Genomic DNA, 16,474 nt, shown 5'->3' with positions numbered 1-16,474 from the left:
TTATCAAATTAAAAAGATTTTTAATTTACAACCATATTCATAAGTGAAAACTATCAAGTTTTACCTCAAAACTAGCATTAAAAAACGTACTCTTAAAATGTAAACAATTCGAGCTTTTTAGCTTGAAGTAGTTAAAGTTTATCCCTCTTATACCAATTGACAATGGAAAATGATGAAAAGTATTGAAATTAAGGAAATTTTAAACATTTATAAAGTAACTAACTAATTAAGAATTGGTATTATTGAATGAGCTTAATAAACTGCTTTATATTGAATTTATTATGTAATACCAATTCTCATATATTCATAACCTTTATAATATATTTATAAGAAACCAAAGATTTGATTTGCTCACTTGTATATGAAAGTAAAATTTCTTCAACTTTTTTTCTAATTCTTCTATTGTTTTAAATATTATATTTTTTAAAAATTTCTTTATATCTTCAAATCTTCTCTCTTGTGGATTTAACTCTGGCGAATATGGAGGAAGATATTCAATTTTTATATTTTTTGGAATATCAAGTTTTTTAGATTTATGAAAACTCGCATTATCCATTATTAAAACTATATTATCATTTCTAAATTTTTCACTTAAGTTTTTTAAATATTCATTAAAACAAATACTATCTAAATGTGACATATACATTGAAAAATCTTCTCCACTTTTTATATCTGTTGCTTGATATAAATAAAAATATTCATATTTCTGTTGATATGATATTATTGGCTTTATTCCTTTTGCTGTCCATTTCCTTCCTACATCTGTTATCAACCCAAATCTACTCTCATCATAAAACTTTATTCTTGCATTTGGATTATTCTCTACTATTTCTTTAATTCTTCTCTCTTTAAACTCTTTTACTTTATTCTCATCTTTATTAATATTTGAAGGTCTGCCCTTTTTTTTTAATACCTAATTTCTTGCACCAATAACTTATTGTTTTTATTGATAATTCTTTGTTATATTCCTTCTTTATCCATTCTTGCATTGATTTTAGACTATCAACCCCTTCTTTTGCTTTTTCTTTGAATTTCTCAAACTCTTCTTTATTTAATATTGGTATTCTCCCTTTATAATTAAGTTTTAAATTCTCTATTCCTCCTCTTCTGTATAATCCCCAATATTTCTTTACTGATTGTATGCTTATATCCAACTTCTCACTTACATCTTTTAATTGAATATTTGGGGTTTTCTTTAATAGATAAATAACTTTTATTCTTTTGTAAATTCTCTCATCTTTCTCTTTTCTTAACAACTCCTCTAACTCTTCTACACTCTCTTTTATTAATTCTTTATATTTTACTACTCTCATAAAGTTATTATATCATAAGTTCTTAGGTATTTTGGAATTGGTATTAGTATCAATAAAATTAGAATGAGTAACAAAAAAACGGCAATCTTGGCCGTTTTGAGTATAGGATTTATAATTGCTACAATTGGAGGGGAGATGATTTATGCCATAATTATTTTTACTCTGCTTTTAAGTATTAAAAAATTTCATTCATTGCAATAAGTTTATTTATTCTTTTAATAACTTCTTCTTTTCCTAGTACACTTAAAAGTGCTGATAAATCAATTCCTTTCGTATCTCCTACCATTGCAATGCGTAATGGCGGCATAAGCATTTTTGGTTTAAGTCCTTTAATTTCTAAAAATTCATTCATTATATCGTGCCATTCAGGTGGAAGTTTTGGGTCTTTATCCTTTATAAATATAGTAAACTCTTTAAGATTTTCAATTACCTCATCTTTTATAAACTTTTTAACTGCTTTTTCATTATACTCACTTGGAGTGTTTAGTATTTTTTCTATTTCCTCTGCCATTTCTTTGATAGTTTTTACCCTCTCTTTAAGTTCATCTATTAAAATTTCTTTTTTATCATGATTTATTATATCTACTCCGTAGTCCCTAAGAAGTTTTTCAAGTCTACTATTTGGTGAGTTTTTGATGTAGTGGCTATTTAGCCAATCAAGTTTTTCTTTATTAAATCTGCTTGGAGCTTTATTGATATCTTTTGGGTCAAATAAATTAATCATCTCATCAATGCTAAAAATTTCTTGATCTCCATACGACCAGCCAAGTCTAACTAAAAAGTTAAGAAGTGCTTCAGGAAGATAGCCTTCTCTTTTATATTCCATAACATCAACTGCACCATCGCGCTTAGACATTTTAGCGCCTTTTTCATTATGAATCATTGGCACATGATAGAATTTTGGCACATCCCAGCCAAATGCTTTATATACCAAAATCTGTTTAAATGTATTTCTTAAATGGTCATCACCTCTAATTATATCAGTCATGCCCATTTCATAATCATCAATTACCACTACAAAATTATAAGTAGGAGTTCCATCACTTCTTGCTATTACAAAATCTTCTATCTCTTTTGCATCTACTGACTGTAGCCCTTTAACTCCATCTTCAAAACAAATTTTACCTTCAAGTGGTGTTTTAAATCTAATTACATATGGCTTATCAAGCTCTCCTTTAAAATCTCTATATTTTCTAATATCAATAGGAGGCTCCTCGCCTTTCATTTTAGCCTCACGAATCTTATCAAGCTCCTCTTTTGTCAAATAACACTTATAAGCAAGCCCTTTTTCTAGGAGCTCATTTATATACTTTTTATAAATATCAAATCTTTCACTTTGAAATACTACTTCATCATCATAATTTAATCCTGTCCAGTTAAAAGCTTTAATTATTGCTTCAACTGCTTCTTGTTTATTTCTACTTAAATCTGTATCTTCAATTCTAAGTCTAAACTTTCCACTGTTTTTTTTTGCCCAAAGCCAGTTAAATAGAGCAGTTCTTAATCCCCCTATATGCAAATATCCAGTAGGACTTGGTGCAAAACGAGTAACTACCATTAATTATCCTTTTTTTTGAAATTTTAACTTATTTATAAATTTAACTCCAAGCATTACAATAATAACTTCTAAAACTGCTGTAAAAACTAACACTGTATACCAATAACTACTAATCGTATGATTATGATAAGCTAAAGTTGCCGTTGCTATTAAAAGAGTTAAAGGCATAGAAAGACTCATCCCAAATAAACTAGCATTTTTAAATCCCAGTTCTTTAATAAAAATAAATGCGCTTAAGATCCTTAAAAGCAACATTAAAAACGTAACAAATAAAGCATCGCTTATCATTGATAAATTTATTGCTTTTATATTTATACTACTTCCAACATGCACGAAAAAGATAGTAATCAAAAATCCAAACCCAAAAGGAGATAGTTTATGTTCTAAATTATGATTATGATCAAAAAAGGTTGTCAAAAACACTCCCACAACAAAAGCTCCAAGAACCACATCAAGATGTAAAACAAGCATAACAGCAATCATAATAAAAAATAAACTTATTGCAATTCTCACATCTTGATGATACTTATCGACTCCTGGCATTAAATAGTGTTTTAAATGAGGAAACCACCAAAGAATTGCTCTAAATAAAACAAACACAATTCCAAGAATAACTAAAAATCCAAAAAGCATCCCAATATTAAAAAGTAAATCAGTACTCAGCCCAAATTCAAAATACCCACTAATAATAGTTAGTACTAAAATTGAAATAAGTTCTCCTATTACTCCTATTTTAAGAGCTAAATCAAGAAAAGGAAATTTTCCAATTTCTTGTTGAATTGAAAGAATTAGTCCAATTGAAATAAGAGGTAAAATAGCTATAAATATCTTTGAAAAACCAAAAATCCCAACACTTATTATTGATAAAATATAAAGCACAGCTAAAAACAACAGTCCTTTTTTTATTATATTTTTATCAAGTTTTAATAATTCTTTAAGATTTACTTCCATTCCAGCTAAAAGCATTAAATATAAAAATCCAACTTCTGCTAAAAGTTTAAAACTTTCATTTTCATGCAAAAGTCCAGAAGCTGCTGCAACACTTCCTAAAGTAATTTCTACCATAGAAATAGGAAGTTTTAGTAAGTTACTAATAAATGGAGAAATTAGTAAAATTATAGATAAAGTAATGATTAAAATAATATCAGCATTCATTTGCTATTTCTATTCCTTTTTTTATAAGTATATCTAAATCTTTATCAGGTTTTTCACCTTTTGTAGTAAGATAGTCTCCAATAATTATAGAATTTGCTCCGGCTTTAACTCCATCTAACCACTCTTTACCAAAGACTACTTCTCTTCCACCTGCTAGCATTATTATACTATTTGGAAAATTTTTTCTAAAATTTCTAATAATATCAATAGCTACTTTTTTATTATGAGTAGCTTTTAATGGAAGTTTTTCATTTTCTATAAAAAAATTAATAGGTATTCCATTAGGGTCTAATTTTTTTAAACTTTCAATTAATGAATTTATATCTTCTTTACTCTCTCCCATTCCAAATATCCCTCCACTACAAAGCCTAAGACCTACACTTTTTACATTCTCACATGTAATAAATCTTTCTTCCCAAGAGTGAGTAGTGCAAATTTTAGTATAATATTCACGACTTGTTTCAAGATTGTGGTTATAAATTTTTACACCTGCTTTTTTTAGTTCTTTCAAAGATTCTCTACTTGCTACACCATTACAAGCTATAATATTTATATCAACTTCTTTTAAAATAGCTTTTGTAGCGCGAGAAACATATTCAACTGTTTTGTTATCAAGACTTTTCCCACTAGTAACAAGACAAAAGCCTACTGCTTTATTTTTTTTTGCTAACTTTGCTTCATTTACTATTTCTTCAATACTTTTTTCTTTATATCTATTAATATCAGCACCCCATTTTACACTTTGAGTACAAAACTTACAATCTTCATTGCAAGCCCCTGAGCGGATATTTGAAATAGCACATAAATATATCATTTTCCATTCTCCATTAATAAAAACTCTTTAACTTTACTTTTCCATATCTTTTCACCAATTTTTCTATAATAAAGTGTAACTATATATTTACTTTTTTCAATATCAAGTGTCATACATGTAGAAAAATTGTGCTCTCTTGCACAAACTTCTCCAGCATTTAAAATTAAATTCTTACCATTAAATGTAATATCTACATCATGAGTATGTCCATAAACAATTATATCAGTATCAAGAGGAAACATATATCTTGGATAGTGCATAAGTTTGAATGTTTTATTTGCTAGCTTAAAATAATATGGTTCTGTTACAAGATTATATCTATCTGTAACATCATACAAATGAAAATCATTATTTCCTAGCACTGCTACATATCTTAGCTTATCTTGAATATACTCAAGTAATTCTTCTCGGACAATATCCCCTGCATGAATTAAAAATTCAATTTTTTTCTCAAGTAAAAAATCAACTGCCTTTTTAGCACGCCCTAACTTTTTATGTGTATCTGAAATTATCCCAACTCTCAAATAATTTCCTTTTTGTTAAATTTTAAACTTTAATCCAAAATCAAAATTTAATTCTCGATTGTTTCTCTATGTTTGCACTTAATGCACTCATAAACTTCCTTACCTCTATAGGTTCTTTTTGCCATCAAATACCCACACTCACTACACTTTTTATTCACAGGTCGATATTTTGAAATAAATTTACACTCTGGATAGTTACTACACCCAAAAAATTCACCTCTTGGACCTTTTCTTTTTATAATATCTCCACCACACTCAATACATTTTACATCTTCAAGTACTTCTGGGGGATTTAAAGGTTTTGTATTTTTACATTCAGGATAATTACTGCACGCTAAAAACTCCCCTCTTTTTCCTCTTTTTATAACCATATCAGCACCGCACTTATCACATTTTACATCAACTTTTTGTTCTTTTTCTTCAATAGCACGGGTATATTTACATTTTGGATAACTACTACACGCAATAAACTCTCCAAATCTCCCTTTTCTAATAACTAAAGGTGCCCCACACTCAGAACAAAGCTCACCTATTGGTTTTGAGATTTTTTGAGATGGAATTTCTTTTTCACCCTTTTGTATGAGTTCCATAAATGGATAATAAAATTCTTTTAACATCTCTTGCCAGTTTTTAGAGCCACTAGCTATATTATCAAGCATTTCTTCCATATTTGCTGTAAAATTAGCATCTACAATATTTGGAAAATGTTTTTCAAGTATTTCTATTACAGTAAATGCGATTTCTGTTGGATGTAGTTTTTTTTCTTTTACCTCAACATAATTTCTATTTTGAAGAAGTGTAATTGTCGGCGCATATGTTGAAGGCCTACCAATTCCAAGTGATTCAAGCTTTTTAATAAGACTAGCTTCAGTAAATCTTTCAGGCGGTTTTGTAAAGTGCTGAGTCGCTTTGATATTATCTAGTTTTAGCTTTTCATTTTCTTTAAATTCAGGAAGTAAAGTATCAGCACTTGGCTTACCATAAACTTTATAATAGCCATCAAATATAAGTCTTTTGCCACTTATTTTAAATTCACCTTTTTCATTTGAAATATAAATATTTTGAGTTTCAAACTTAGCATCTTTCATTTGGCTTGCAAGAAATCTATTATAAATTAGTCTATAAAGTTTCAATTCATCTTTTGTTAAGTAATTTTTTAAATCTTCTGGAGTTAATCTCACATCAACTGGTCTAATCGCCTCATGCGCTTCTTGGGCTGTTTGATTTTTTGTAGTGTAAGTTTTAGGCTCGGCATATTCTTCACCTATATTTTCTTTGATAAATTTAATTGCCGCATCTTGCGCTTCTTTTGCTATATTTAAGCTATCTGTTCTCATATATGTAATTATCCCCGTCTCTCCTACTGGAGTTTTCACACCTTCATACAATTTTTGTGCTATTTGCATAGTTTTTCTTGGGCTAAAGCCAAGTTCACTACTTGCAACTTGCTGAAGAGTTGAAGTCATAAAAGGAGCAGGAGATTTTGACGTTGTAATTTTTTTCTCAATTTTACTTACTACATATTCAAGAGGTTTTAATTCATCTACAATTTTCTCTGCTTCTTCTTTTGTTTTTATATCAAATTTTTCTATCTTTTTACCGTTATATTTTATTAAATTACCTTCTTTATTTTTAAAAATCCCTTCAATCGTCCAATATTCTTTTGGCTTAAATTCTTTTATTTCTCTTTCTCTATCAACTACTAGTTTAAGAGCTGCACTTTGAACTCTTCCTGCACTAAGACCTTTTTGTATTTTTTTATTAAGTAGAGGTGATAATTTATACCCAACAATTCTATCTAAAAGCCTTCTTGCCTGCTGTGCGTTTACACGGTTTATATCAAGTTGTCTTGGATTTTCAAGAGCTTTTTTTATAGCTGATTTTGTAATTTCGTGAAATACTATTCTTGGTAGCTCATCTGGGTTTTTACCAATAACATGCGCTATATGAAATCCTATAGCTTCACCTTCTCTATCCTCATCTGTCGCTATATATATAGTGTCTGCTTTTTTAGCTTTTTCTTTTAACTCTTTTGCTATTTGTTGATGATCTTTTGTAACGCGATATTGAGGAATAAATTTATCATCTTCTATTTTTATACCAAAAGAAGTTTTTGGCAAATCTCTAATATGTCCTTTACTAGCTATTACTTCATAATCTTTACCTAAAAAGTTTTTAATTGTTCTTGCTTTTGCAGGAGATTCTACTATTATCAAATTTTTAGCCAAAATAAAACCCTTTTTTTGCGGTATTATACCAAGAAAAATAAAAATGAAAAGCGAAAAGTAGAGAATGAAAAATGTAATGTGAATTAGCTTAGTCTATCTCTAAAATCTTCATAATGAAATTCTCTTGCTATATTAAATGTTCCATCTTTTCTTTTTATAACTATACTTGGCAGTCTCACCCCATTAAATGCAGTATTTTTAACATATGTATAAATCGCCATATCTTCAAATATTACTCTATCACCAACCTTTAGAGGTTCATCAAAACTATAATCTCCTATTACATCCCCAGCTAGACAAGTAACTCCACCAAATCTATAAGTATATTTTTTCTCCCCTGGTTTTCCAGCACCTCTAACATTTGGACGATATGGCATTGCTAATACATCTGGCATATGAGCTTCAGCACTTGTATCAAGTATTGCTATTTTCATACCATTATCAATAATATCTAGCACTTCTGCCTCTAAATATCCAGCATTTAACCCTACTGCTTCACCAGGTTCGAGATATACATCTTTTATATTTGGATATCTATTTCTAAACTCACGGATTAGTCTAATTAAATTATCTACATTGTAACCCTCTCTTGTAATATGATGACCTCCACCAAAATTTACCCACTCCATATCTTTTATATACTCACCAAAATTTTTTTCAAATCCTTCAAGTGTTCTCTCAAGTGCAGTATCTAGCTGTTCGCAAAGGGCATGAAAATGAAGTCCACTTACATTTTTTAATTTATCAGCTCTAAAATTTTCTTTTGTAATTCCAAGACGGCTATATGGAGCACATGGATCATAAAGTGGTACAGGAGAACTTGAAACTCCAGGGTTTACCCTAAGACCTATTAAAGATTTATCTTTTACACGATCTTCAAATCTCTCTAATTGATTAAATGAATTAAATACAACTGTATGAGAGATATCCGCTACCTCATCTATTTCATCATCTTTAAATGCAGGACAATATGTATGTACTTCCCAAGGTTTCACATTAGCGAGTTTCGCCTCCCAAAGCCCACTAGCAGTAGCGCCTGATAAGTATTTTTCTAATAAGTCAAAAGTAGACCAAGCCGCATATCCTTTTAGAGCTACAAGAATTTTTGAGTTTCCTTCTTTTTGAACTTTATCAAGGACTTTTAAATTTTTTTCAAGCTTTTCTTCTTCAATCACATACATTGGAGTTTTTAGTTTCATTTTTTTCCTTTCTGTTTTTATTTTTTTTATCAATTTTTATTTGGTATATTTGTATATTGGTAATTTTTTATCAAAAGTATTAAAGGTTTTAGAAGTAATAGAGGTATTATAGGTTATAGAAGTATTAGAATTTTAGAACAACCTCTACAACCATTACTAACCTCTACAACATCTACTCACTTCGTTTGCATTTTCAATTTTACATTTTCCATTTATATGACTCTTTCATACACCAAAACATCAACCTCGCTTCCCTCTTCTAGCTCATATAACCCCTCACTCAAACACATTAAGGCTTTATTATTAATTAAATTTGTAAGAATTCCACTACTTCCTTGCTTTTTATCAAAAGTATCTACAAAAAAACCGTTTTCATATTCAATATTTACTGCAACAAACTGATATTTTTTAAATTTTTTAATAAACTTATGCTTAAGCTTTGCTTTTATTTTTTTAAGCACCTTTCTATTTTCTAAACTCTCTAAAATTGGCGCTACATAAACTAAAAATGTCACAAAACTACTATATGGAAATCCTGGAAGTGAAACTACATATTTTTCTCCTGCTTTTGCTATCATTATCCATTGACCTGGTTTTATATTTACTCCGTGAAACAGTACTTCAAATTCACCTGTAATCTCTTTTACAAAATCAAAATCTCCAACACTAACTCCACCAGTAGTTACTACAATATCACTATTTTTAAGAGCATCAAGGATTTTTGATTTAATTTCATCTTTTTTATCACCAGCAATTCCAAGATTAATTGCATTAAATCCAAGACTTTTTGCAAGAGCAGTTAGAGTATAGTTATTTGAGCTTCTAATTTGTCCTAAATTATACTCTTCATCCAAGTCCACAATCTCTTCACCTGTAGCAAGGATACTGACAGTCGGCTTTTTAACCACATCTACCACAGGAATCCCTAAAGATGCCAAAACTCCAATTTCGCCTGCTTTAAGTAAACTTCCTTCTTCTATTAAAACTTCACCCTTTTTAAAATCCTCTCCCACAGGTCTAACTGCATAACCTTTTTCAACTTTTTCTTTAACTATTAATTTATCTCCCTTAACCTCAACATTTTCAATTGGCACAAGAGTATCAGCACCTTTTGGCATAAACGACCCAGTATAGGTTTTAACTGCCTCACCTTCATTTATTTCATCATATTCAAAACTTCCAGCAGGGTTAGCTCCTATTATTTTTATCTCTTTATTTAAATCTTCATATTTTATTGCATATCCATCCATTGATGCAGTTGGCATATAAGGATTATCATATTTTGCTATTATGTCTTTTGCTAAAACTCTATTTAGAGAATCACTTAAAAATACTTTTTCACTTCCTTTACACCTAGGCAAATTTTCATTTAAAATTTTTATTGATTTTTCAAAACTAATGTGAGCCATTTTAGACCTTTCGTGTATTTGTATATTTGGTATTGGTATATTGATTATTTATTAAACTCAAAACTTGGAACTTGGCTCCTTCATTAATCATTCCCTATTCTCCATTTATTTAAGTATTCCAGCCTGAGGCAATGGTTTTGCTCTATCGCTTGCAAAAACTCTTTTACCATTAATTAAGTCATATTTCCAAATAGGTGCATTTGCTTTAAAATCTTCTACAAATTCTTCTAAATACTTGAACCCTTCTCGTCTATGTCTTGTAAAAACTACACACAAAAAGCTTGACTCTCCTACCATTACATCACCAAAACTATGAGCCATTATTATTTTTACATCTTTTAAATTAGTCCATTTTTTAAACCATTCATTTAGCATAGGAAGATATAAATCAAAACTAAGCCCCTCAACCCCATTATCAGGTCTGACAATCCCAATAAAAGGAATCATAGCCCCAAAACCATCTAATTTAAACTCTTCATACCATCTGTTTAATGTATCAACTACTGGTATTCCACCTTTAAAAATCTCAACCATGACATCTCCTTACAATATTTCTTATAACCTTGGAACTTGGCTACTTCATTATCCTCCACAAACTGGAGGCAGTATAACTACCTTGTCTCCATCTTTCAAACTAACATCTAAACTACTTACAATCTTATCATTAACTGCAACAGCTGAATTTTCAAGCCATTTTTTTAAATTTTCATCTCTATTTAAAATCTCACGAAGTTCTTTTAAACTCTTAACATTAACTTTAATTGGTTCTTTTCCAATAGGTCCTAAAAACTCTACCGTTACCATTTCTATCCTTTTTATTATTTAAATATTTTGCCATTTTATCAATTTTTGAAAAAATTTATATCTTTAAGAATTTCTTATTGTATAAATAAGTTATCATATAAGCTATTATTATAGCCCAAATTAGTCTTACTAAAACTACAATAATAAAATTTGCCCCAAATATAACAAATAACAATGTATCTTCAATTACAGAATGACAAATGCTTAAAAAAGTCGCAATAAAAAAAATATCACTTTTTTTCATTTTTTTTGATTCTTCAATTAAAATAGCTGCACCATAAGTAATCCCTAAAAATAATCCTATTAAAATAGAAAAACTTTTGCTTATATTAAAATTTTTAAAAATTCTTTTTGTTCCTTCCATTATAAAAATCAAAAAAACTATCAAAATTATAATCTTTAAAGACAAAATTAAAGAATTATAAAAAGAGTTTAATAACATACTGATAAAACTTTCATAATGAGGTCTAACAAAAGAAGCATTATTTAAAGTAATGTTTCCAAAATAATTATTAGGAATAAAAGTAGCACTATAAGCAATTATAAAACCACCTAAAATCCTCAATATAAAAGAATATTTTATTGAAACGCCAAGTTTTCTTAAAATTGCACTCTCAACCAATAAAGAATGACAAACTCCAAGAAAAATAGCAAGTATGCTCCACTGTTTTGCATCTAAATCAAGAGGTGCTGCAAAAGCAATTGCTGCATAAAGATTTAAAAAAACTCCACTTATTATAGAAAGAGCTGTTTCTTTTGGCAAATTAAGCAATTTAGTTATAGGTTCAAATATAAAACTTACATAAGACAAAACATTATAATAATATAAAATATCTGCCAAAATATATATTGGAATTACATATTTTAATATTATAAAAGCCGAATGTATTGATTTTTTTAAAAGTAATTTCATTTTTTCTCTTTATGATAAAATTTCATTAAAAAGGTTCTTATGAAGATCGGTCATATTAATTATCTAAACCTCTTGCCATTTTATCAATTTTTGAAAAAAAAAGGGATAAAAGTTAGTAAGTCTTACCCTGCAAAAATCAATGAATGGTTTGAAAAAGGACAAATTGAAGCTGCATTTATCTCTTCAATAAAAACAAAAAATAAAAAATGCTTCAATGCGGGTATTATTGCCCAAAAAAAAGTAAAAACAGTAATTGTATGTAAAGGAAAGGGAGAAGATACTGAATCTGCTACATCAAACGTCCTTGCAAAAATTCTAAAACAAAACGGAAAAGTTGTAATAGGAGATAAAGCTTTTAAAGAGAAAAATTGTATTGATTTAGCAGAAGTTTGGTATAAAAAATATAAACTTCCATTTGTATTTGCTGTATTTTGTGCAAATAAAAACAATAAAAAATATAAAAAATTAATAAAAAACTTCCTAAGACAAAAACAAAAAATCCCTTACACAACTTTAACGAAATATGCTGAAAATATTGAAATTAGCTACAAAGAAGCTAAGGAATACTTAGACAAAATTATTTATTATAAAATTGGCTGGAGAGAAAAAAAAGCTTTGAAAATTTTTTGGAAAAAAGCAAAACAAATGGAGAAAAATGGAAAATTTATTTGAAATTGAAACATTACCTGAAATTGATAATGAAATATTTAAAACTCTACTAAAACATAAAAATATTAAAATCAAAAAAATTATCTCAAACAGCCTAAAAACTCCTCAAACTTTTTGTCAAAAAGAAGATGAATGGGTAGTTTTACTCAAAGGCTGTGCAAAAATTGAGATAAATGGAGAAGTTAAAAAACTAAAAGCAGGAGATTTTCTGTTTATTCCAGCAAAAACTCCTCACACTCTCTTAAAAACAAAAAAAATAGCAATTTGGCTTGCTATTCACATTTATTGATAAATTCTCTTTAAATACTCCATTTTTCTTGTCATATTAAGTAGCATCATATCCACAACCACGCACGCCGCCATTGCTTCTGTTACAACAGAGCCTCTAACGGCTACAATTGGGTCGTGCCTTCCTTTTAAGTTTACTTCTACTTCTCTTCCTGCTATATCAATTGATTTTTGGGGTTTAAAGATTGATGGAGTTGGCTTAAAATATATTTCAATTTCAACATCTTCACCATTACTTATACCTCCAAGAACCCCTCCTGAATTATTGCTTAAAAATCCATTCTTACTTATTTCATCATTATTTTCAAGTCCTGTAAGCTTATGAGCTTTTGTATTTCCAATATATATACCTTTTACGGCATTGATACTAACCATTGCACTAGCTAAAATATTATCAAGCTTATAATAAATAGGGTCACCTAATCCTATTGGAAGATTTCTTATTTTAAGTTTTACAACTCCTCCTAATGAATTATGTTCATTTCTTGCTTTATCAATAATTTCCATCCATTTTTTTTCTACATTTTCATCTAACGCAAAAACAGGAGAATTTTTTGCATATTCAAAATTTTCTTCTTTAGCCCTAATTCCACCTATTTCAATAACCCCTGCTTGAATTTCAATATTAAATTCTCTTAAAATCATCTTAGCAACCGCACCTGCTGCTACACGTGCAGCAGTTTCTCTTGCACTACTTCTTCCACCACCTCTATAATCTCTTATTCCGTATTTATGATAATAAGTAAAGTCAGCATGACCAGGTCTAAAGATATCTTTTATATTTGAATAATCTTTACTTTTTTGGTCTTTATTAAAAATTACCATAGCAATAGGAGTACCAGTTGTTTTTCCTTCAAATATCCCGCTTAAAACCTCAGGTGTATCACTTTCTTTTCTTCCTGTAGCAAATCTATTTTTACCAGGTCTTCTTCTATCAAGCTCACTAATTAAAAACTCTTCATCAAAATCAACTCCAGCTGGTACTCCGTCAATCACCACACCCAAAGCTACTCCATGTGATTCACCAAATGTAGTAAACCTAAAAATTTCACCAAAACTATTAAACACTCTAAACCTCCAATTCGTTGTTTTAAAGCCTAATCAACCAATTAACCAATACACAAATTACAAATTTAATTCTTTTTTTAGTTTTTCAATAGTAAGTCTAGCCCCTTCTTGCTGAGCTGCTTTTTTACTTTTTCCTTTTGCTCTTGCATACTCTTTATCATTAATATATACACCTATTTCAAACTCTTTTTTATGGTCTGGTCCAGTAGCACTAATAAGTTTATACTCAGGTACTACTCCAAAATGAGCCTGAGTTATTTCTTGAAGAGTTGTTTTATAGTCTTTAAGCAACTTCTCTGGCGTAATTATTGGGTATTCTTCTTTTAAAAGCTTTAAAGTAACTTCTTTTGCCATATCAAAACCAGCCTCTAAATAGAGTGCACCAATCAATGCTTCAAATGCACTGGAGAGAATTGATGGCTTTTCTCTACCTCTATTGTTTTCTTCTGCAGGTGAAAGAAACAAATATTTCCCAAGATCAAGCCTTCTAGCAAGTTTATCAAAAGAGTCTTCATTTACAAGAGCTGCTCTAAGCTTTGATAAAATACCTTCTTCTGCATCTGGAAAAAGATGATAGAGGTATTCTCCAATAATTAAATCAAGTACTGCATCTCCTAAATATTCTAATCTTTCATTATTAAAATCTTTTGTATAACTTCTATGTGTTAGAGCCTCGGTTATCAATTTTTCATTTTTAAACTGATATCCCAAGCTCTTTTGTAATTCTTCAGCTATCATTTGTAATCCTTTCATATGTTTTTGGTATTAATGATATACATTCTAATTTAAATTCTATTAAAGAATTAATATCATAAAACTGCGGTTTACTACTTAAATAAAAAAACAAAAAATGAGTTAAAGCTGCAATTTTATTTTTACAACTATCACAATCAGCTTGAGCTAATACAGATACTTTTTCTTCTTCAAGTCCCCAAATTTTAGTAATTGTTGCTGCAATACCAAACAGAGTTATTCCTGTCATTCTTTTTATAAGAGTGCCATATTCTATTGGAGTAGAACTCATTATTATATCAAGTTCTTCTTTTTTACTCCCTAAAAGTTTATCACAAACACATACACTCGCAGGAACTATTGCCCCTATTTCTGCATAGTTTTTAAAAGTTTCTTCACCAAATTCTAATATCATATACTTTTCAAACTCATTCATAAAACTTGCTTGAAAATCAGCAAAAGGAATATTAAATATTTTCCATGTCTTTGGTTGAAGTAAACTTACAAGATAAGAATACACTATACTTTTTGCCATCTCAAGACCAATCATACTAAAAAGCTGTATAGTATCTTCAACCTTATTTGGAAGAGAAAAATAGGCAGAATTTACAATATTTTCAATTTGTTTTTTTAAAACAAAATCTTTATCAGCTTCAAGAGCTGCCTTTTTAAGTTCACCTTCTTTTAAATACTTTAAACATTTTTGTACACTCTCAGGAACAGGAGGCACTTCTTTTAAATATTTAGATATTTCTTCTTTTGTAATAAGCATTTTTTACTCCAAAATTTTTCATTTTTCACTTTTCATTTTTAAAGCTTCCTCTTTTGCAATTTTATCACAAATTTCATTCTCTCTAAATCCAGAGTGTCCTTTGACCCAAATCGTATTAATTTTATGTGGCTTGCTTACTTCAATATACTTTTTCCATAGCTCAGGATTTTTTACGTTTTTAAAGTCTTTTTTTATCCAATTATTTAACCATTCTTTTATTCCTTTTAATACATAAGTAGAATCACTATATAAATCTACCTCACAAGGCTCTTTAAGTTGGTTTAAAGCTTCAATAACTGCAATTAGTTCCATTTTATTGTTAGTTGTATATTTTTCACCTCCTTTTAGGATCTTTTCATAATTTTTATATCTTAATATTGCACACCATCCCCCAGGACCTGGATTTCCGAGCGAACTTCCATCAGTAAAAACTTCAACTTTTTTCAAATTTTTCCTTTCTAAATTTTTATAATTTTTTATTAATTAATTCAGAGTCCTATTGTCTTTTTTATTTTTTGTGTTATAATATATCCACAAATTTTATCAAAAGGAGGCAAAAATGCCAAAAGTAAACAGATACCAAGACATTTCTCAAATAGATAGAGAAGCAAAAAAAGACTATATCGACAGACATTCACCATTTGTAATTTGTGAAGACAATGCAAAAAAAGGTGAAAAATTTAAAGTTAAAGTTAAAGTTGGAAATGAATACTCTCATCCTGATGATTTTGATCATTACATTGCATATGTTCAACTTTGGGATGGAGAAACATTACTAGGACAAGCTACATTTGCTCCAGGTACTCTTGGAAATCAAAAAGACCATGTAGAAGTTGATTTTCATATCATCCCTACTAAAAATAAACTTAAACTAACTGCAATGAGTTATTGTACTAAACATGGTCTTTGGGAGAGTGAAGTAAAAGAAGTTACAGTTACTGAATAAACTCTCCTTTTTCCTCTATTTTACTCTAATTTTACCATTAACAATTTTTAAAGTTAAAATAAAATCATTGAGATAATTTCTC

General features: G+C 29.0%; 19 protein-coding genes. 3 read left to right on the top strand and 16 right to left on the bottom strand.

The window, feature by feature from the left end; all coding sequences use genetic code 11:
• Positions 1-313: 313 nt before the first annotated feature.
• From ACYQ1U_RS07645 to ACYQ1U_RS07590, 12 genes are all read right to left on the bottom strand, one after another.
• Entirely contained in the window at positions 314-883 is a 570-nt protein-coding gene (locus tag ACYQ1U_RS07645) for an IS630 family transposase (RefSeq protein ID WP_459886437.1), read from the bottom strand.
• Positions 879-1,313, bottom strand: a complete 435-nt coding sequence (locus ACYQ1U_RS07640) for a helix-turn-helix domain-containing protein (protein WP_459886224.1) — start codon at positions 1,311-1,313, stop codon at positions 879-881. Before ACYQ1U_RS07640 ends, ACYQ1U_RS07645 begins: the two co-directional genes overlap by 5 nt.
• Before the next feature lie 175 nt (positions 1,314-1,488).
• Positions 1,489-2,871, bottom strand: coding sequence for a glutamate--tRNA ligase (gene gltX, locus ACYQ1U_RS07635; protein ID WP_459886221.1), 1,383 nt, complete (start codon positions 2,869-2,871; stop codon positions 1,489-1,491).
• A gap of 3 nt (positions 2,872-2,874) precedes the next feature.
• Entirely contained in the window at positions 2,875-4,026 is a 1,152-nt protein-coding gene (locus tag ACYQ1U_RS07630; RefSeq protein WP_459886218.1) for a cation:proton antiporter, read from the bottom strand.
• Positions 4,016-4,840 carry a biotin synthase gene (locus ACYQ1U_RS07625; protein WP_459886215.1) on the bottom strand — a complete coding sequence of 275 codons (825 nt, stop codon included), beginning with the start codon at positions 4,838-4,840 and terminating at the stop codon, positions 4,016-4,018. Before ACYQ1U_RS07625 ends, ACYQ1U_RS07630 begins: the two co-directional genes overlap by 11 nt.
• Positions 4,837-5,364, bottom strand: a complete 528-nt coding sequence (locus ACYQ1U_RS07620; protein WP_459886212.1) for a metallophosphoesterase family protein — start codon at positions 5,362-5,364, stop codon at positions 4,837-4,839. The genes ACYQ1U_RS07625 and ACYQ1U_RS07620 overlap by 4 nt, the downstream gene beginning before the upstream one ends.
• A gap of 47 nt (positions 5,365-5,411) precedes the next feature.
• Positions 5,412-7,592, bottom strand: a complete 2,181-nt coding sequence (topA, locus tag ACYQ1U_RS07615; RefSeq protein WP_459886209.1) for a type I DNA topoisomerase — start codon at positions 7,590-7,592, stop codon at positions 5,412-5,414.
• Positions 7,593-7,675: 83 nt separating this feature from the next.
• Positions 7,676-8,791 carry a carboxynorspermidine decarboxylase gene (nspC, locus tag ACYQ1U_RS07610; protein WP_459886206.1) on the bottom strand — a complete coding sequence of 372 codons (1,116 nt, stop codon included), beginning with the start codon at positions 8,789-8,791 and terminating at the stop codon, positions 7,676-7,678.
• A gap of 212 nt (positions 8,792-9,003) precedes the next feature.
• On the bottom strand, positions 9,004-10,200 hold the full coding sequence (locus ACYQ1U_RS07605) for a molybdopterin molybdotransferase MoeA (RefSeq protein ID WP_459886203.1): 1,197 nt from the start codon (positions 10,198-10,200) through the stop codon (positions 9,004-9,006).
• Between the two features lie 105 nt (positions 10,201-10,305).
• Positions 10,306-10,734, bottom strand: coding sequence for a molybdopterin synthase catalytic subunit (locus ACYQ1U_RS07600; RefSeq protein WP_459886201.1), 429 nt, complete (start codon positions 10,732-10,734; stop codon positions 10,306-10,308).
• A 48-nt stretch (positions 10,735-10,782) separates the two neighbouring features.
• Positions 10,783-11,004 carry a MoaD/ThiS family protein gene (locus ACYQ1U_RS07595; RefSeq protein WP_459886198.1) on the bottom strand — a complete coding sequence of 74 codons (222 nt, stop codon included), beginning with the start codon at positions 11,002-11,004 and terminating at the stop codon, positions 10,783-10,785.
• Positions 11,005-11,059: 55 nt separating this feature from the next.
• The gene (locus ACYQ1U_RS07590; RefSeq protein ID WP_459886195.1) at positions 11,060-11,917 is read right to left on the bottom strand and encodes a nucleoside recognition protein; all 858 of its coding nucleotides are present in this window, start codon (positions 11,915-11,917) and stop codon (positions 11,060-11,062) included.
• Positions 11,918-11,956: 39 nt separating this feature from the next.
• Between ACYQ1U_RS07590 and ACYQ1U_RS07585 the strand changes: the two genes are divergently transcribed.
• Both ACYQ1U_RS07585 and ACYQ1U_RS07580 read left to right on the top strand, forming a co-directional pair.
• Entirely contained in the window at positions 11,957-12,589 is a 633-nt protein-coding gene (locus tag ACYQ1U_RS07585; protein ID WP_459886193.1) for an MqnA/MqnD/SBP family protein, read from the top strand.
• Positions 12,573-12,875, top strand: a complete 303-nt coding sequence (locus ACYQ1U_RS07580; RefSeq protein ID WP_459886190.1) for a cupin domain-containing protein — start codon at positions 12,573-12,575, stop codon at positions 12,873-12,875. The genes ACYQ1U_RS07585 and ACYQ1U_RS07580 overlap by 17 nt, the downstream gene beginning before the upstream one ends.
• Here the strand turns inward: ACYQ1U_RS07580 and aroC are convergent.
• The 4 genes from aroC to rnhA are packed head-to-tail and all read right to left on the bottom strand — an operon-like array spanning position 12,869 to position 15,893.
• Positions 12,869-13,942 (bottom strand): chorismate synthase, encoded by a 1,074-nt coding sequence (aroC, locus tag ACYQ1U_RS07575; protein ID WP_459886187.1) that lies wholly within the window; start codon positions 13,940-13,942, stop codon positions 12,869-12,871. The two genes, ACYQ1U_RS07580 and aroC, sit on opposite strands and share 7 nt — an antisense overlap.
• A 57-nt stretch (positions 13,943-13,999) precedes the next feature.
• On the bottom strand, positions 14,000-14,680 hold the full coding sequence (gene rnc / locus ACYQ1U_RS07570; RefSeq protein WP_459886184.1) for a ribonuclease III: 681 nt from the start codon (positions 14,678-14,680) through the stop codon (positions 14,000-14,002).
• A complete protein-coding gene (locus ACYQ1U_RS07565) occupies positions 14,670-15,446 on the bottom strand; it encodes an HDOD domain-containing protein (RefSeq protein ID WP_459886181.1) in 777 nt (258 codons plus the stop codon). The genes rnc and ACYQ1U_RS07565 overlap by 11 nt, the downstream gene beginning before the upstream one ends.
• Positions 15,447-15,464: 18 nt before the next feature.
• Positions 15,465-15,893, bottom strand: a complete 429-nt coding sequence (gene rnhA / locus ACYQ1U_RS07560) for a ribonuclease HI (protein WP_459886178.1) — start codon at positions 15,891-15,893, stop codon at positions 15,465-15,467.
• A 112-nt stretch (positions 15,894-16,005) separates the two neighbouring features.
• Here rnhA and ACYQ1U_RS07555 point away from each other — a divergent pair, with 112 nt between their 5' ends.
• Complete coding sequence (locus ACYQ1U_RS07555; RefSeq protein WP_459886175.1) at positions 16,006-16,392, top strand: class II SORL domain-containing protein; 387 nt, start codon at positions 16,006-16,008, stop codon at positions 16,390-16,392.
• Positions 16,393-16,474 lie beyond the last annotated feature (82 nt).

It is taken from the genome of Caminibacter profundus (genome assembly GCF_054657155.1).
The sequence above is the reverse complement of the archived record's forward strand: the minus strand, read 5'-3'. Positions and strand labels throughout refer to the sequence as shown.